Raw genomic sequence first — 335 nt, 5'->3', positions numbered from 1 at the left:
CTGCACGCACTGGTGGACGTGGTTGCGCACTTCAAGTTTGACACCGTGAAGCGCAAGCGCGTCTGCACTGGCATCTACTTCGACCCGTTCAAGAAAAGGATGGCGATCCGTGGCTAAAGCTCTGCGTATTCTGGCCGGCATCGTCCTCTCGGTCCTCTTCTTGGGGTTGTTGTTCGGCTATCTGTCGAGCGCGCTTTTCGTGCTGCTGTACACGCTCAAGTTCGACGTGCATCAGGTCGGCTTGCTGCGCACGTTCGAATATGCGCGCTATTACTGGACTGACCATGCCGTGAAGTGGCGATTGATCGCGTCGTGGTCCCTCGCTGGCCTCATTG

Annotated in this window: 1 protein-coding gene; it reads left to right on the top strand. The window is 57.3% G+C overall.

Features of this window, described 5'->3' with window-relative positions:
• Positions 1 to 109: 109 nt before the first annotated feature.
• Positions 110 to 335 (top strand): hypothetical protein (locus tag SB816_RS30430; protein ID WP_410548045.1); only part of this gene is annotated, 226 nt, incomplete at its 3' end.

Source organism: Achromobacter sp. SIMBA_011 (genome assembly GCF_046535435.1).
In the GTDB taxonomy this organism is placed as follows: Bacteria; Pseudomonadota; Gammaproteobacteria; order Burkholderiales; family Burkholderiaceae_B; genus Achromobacter; species Achromobacter dolens.
Note: the sequence above shows the minus strand (reverse complement) of the source record. Positions and strands in the feature narration are given on the sequence as shown.